General features: G+C 34.7%; 3 protein-coding genes. All 3 read left to right on the plus strand.

Annotation, left to right across the window (positions count from 1 at the left end; translation table 11 throughout):
• Nucleotides 1-463: 463 nt before the first annotated feature.
• The 3 genes from QP439_RS08810 to QP439_RS08820 all read left to right on the plus strand — a co-directional run bounded on the left by QP439_RS08810 (nucleotide 464) and on the right by QP439_RS08820 (nucleotide 2,265).
• Nucleotides 464-844, plus strand: a complete 381-nt coding sequence (locus tag QP439_RS08810; protein ID WP_000837844.1) for a hypothetical protein — start codon at nucleotides 464-466, stop codon at nucleotides 842-844.
• Nucleotides 845-857: 13 nt separating this feature from the next.
• Nucleotides 858-1,334, plus strand: coding sequence for a hypothetical protein (locus QP439_RS08815; protein WP_285389622.1), 477 nt, complete (start codon nucleotides 858-860; stop codon nucleotides 1,332-1,334).
• Between the two features lie 238 nt (nucleotides 1,335-1,572).
• On the plus strand, nucleotides 1,573-2,265 hold the full coding sequence (locus QP439_RS08820) for a phosphoglycerate mutase (protein WP_000240129.1): 693 nt from the start codon (nucleotides 1,573-1,575) through the stop codon (nucleotides 2,263-2,265).
• Nucleotides 2,266-2,381: the final 116 nt, after the last annotated feature.

Genomic DNA, 2,381 nt, shown 5'->3' on the forward strand with positions numbered 1-2,381 from the left:
GGGGATTTACCCACTACAAATATTATAGAGCCGTTTTTGAACACCTGATACGATGTGTTTTTGATTTATTTTGAAAATTTGCGAGGTGTGACTTTTTATACTCAACAAGAATCAAAGAGAAACATAGCAAGCTGACAGCAGTAAGATATAGTAGATTGAAACAAGATGTGAACAAATCGATTAGGAAAGTCAAATTAATCTCTAGAAATGTTTTAGTAATAGTGGTGTACTATTCTGAATTCAACCTACTATAAAATACGAATTTGATATTGCGGATAAGATTGGTAAATTGTGTCACATTTTTACAATAATAAATTTGTGTAATTGCTTTTGATTTCTGAAAAGTATTATATTTTATTTCATATTATACAAATTTTTATTTTATAATATCAGAAAATACTTTTTTTTTTTTAGCAAATATGATACAATTTTATTTGAAAAAAAATAAACAGGAGATTTTATTATGAAATCAAAAACACTTGCTTTAATTAGTGGTATCGTCGGTCTTGTAGGAGGAATTTTACTTCTTATTGGTCCTTTTGTCTTGTTGGGAACAGCGGTAAATACAGCTGCTACAACTCTTAATGGAGGAGCTACTGCAGGGGCTGTTTCAGGTGTTGCTTTACTCTTGAATGCCTTGAAGATTGCAAATCTTGTTCTCGGTATCATTGCTATTGTTTACTATAAAGGAGATAATCGTGTAGGTGCAGCTCCGTCTGTCCTAATGATTGTTTCTGGTGGAGTTAGTCTCATTCCATTCTTAGGATGGGTTGGGGGGATTCTTGCTATTATTGGAGGATCTCTATTCCTTGCAACATTGAAGAAATTCAAATCAGAAGAATAAAAGGTATTTTAGCATGAAAAGAACAAAAAAGTTTATCGGTCTAGGAGTAATTCTATTATCTGTTTCTCTTCTCGCTGCATGTGGAGCACAAAATTCAAAGACTACTTCAACAAGTAATGATGAGAAGACAGTAGCAACATCTAATACCTCAAAAGAAACAATCACTCTTGATACACCGGTTGTAACAGACGATGCGATTGAATCAATACGTACTTATGCAGATTATATAGATCTTTATAAAAAGATTTTTGATGATTATTTTACTAAAGCTGAGGAAAGTTTCAAAGGTACAGCTATGGAAAATAATGAGTCGTTTACCAAACTAAAAGAGTCAACTCAAAAATTATTCGATGCGCAGAAAAAAATATATGATTTGCTAGGGTCAACTGAGATTAAGGAAGATGATAAATCAAAATTGTCTCAACAATTGAAAGACTTTAGAGACAATTTGCAAAAACAGTTGAAAACTTTGACATCTCAACTACAGTAAGATAGAAATTTTTTTGTAGTAATTGAGAATAATTGGTTAAATTACACCCCAAATGTTAGAAATTGGGGTGTTTTTTAAAGATTAAATAATGAAGATAGAATAGAAATTATCAAAAACAATGTGATTGTCAAACAGTCTCTTCCTTTTTGGTTTTGACTAGCTTTTTTGTGAAAAATTGTGTAAAATAGAATAGATAAACGAGGGAAAACCTCGGAAAATTTAAAGGAGAATCCATCTAATGGTAAAATTGGTTTTTGCTCGCCACGGTGAGTCTGAATGGAACAAAGCTAACCTTTTCACTGGTTGGGCTGATGTTGATTTGTCTGAAAAAGGTACACAACAAGCGATTGACGCTGGTAAATTGATTAAAGAAGCTGGTATCGAATTTGACCAAGCATACACTTCAGTATTGAAACGTGCGATTAAAACAACAAACTTGGCTCTTGAAGCTTCTGACCAATTGTGGGTTCCAGTTGAAAAATCATGGCGCTTGAACGAACGTCACTACGGTGGTTTGACTGGTAAAAACAAAGCTGAAGCTGCTGAACAATTTGGTGATGAGCAAGTTCACATCTGGCGTCGTTCATACGATGTATTGCCTCCAAACATGGATCGTGATGATGAGCACTCAGCTCACACAGACCGTCGTTACGCTTCACTTGACGACTCAGTAATCCCAGATGCTGAAAACTTGAAAGTGACTTTGGAACGTGCTCTTCCATTCTGGGAAGATAAAATCGCTCCAGCTCTTAAAGATGGTAAAAACGTATTCGTAGGAGCTCACGGTAACTCAATCCGTGCCCTTGTAAAACACATCAAAGGTTTGTCAGATGACGAAATCATGGACGTGGAAATCCCTAACTTCCCACCATTGGTATTCGAATTTGACGAAAAATTGAACGTCGTTTCTGAATACTACCTTGGAAAATAAAAAATTGTAAGTCTAGAATTGATTTCTAGGCTTTTTATGTGGCTCTTTGTCAACTGTAGTGGGTTGAAGAAAAGCGGCTCTTTGTCAACTGTAGTGGGTTGAAGAAAAGCTAAGCT

Source organism: Streptococcus sp. UMB1203, from assembly GCF_030217725.1.
In the GTDB taxonomy this organism is placed as follows: domain Bacteria; phylum Bacillota; class Bacilli; order Lactobacillales; family Streptococcaceae; genus Streptococcus.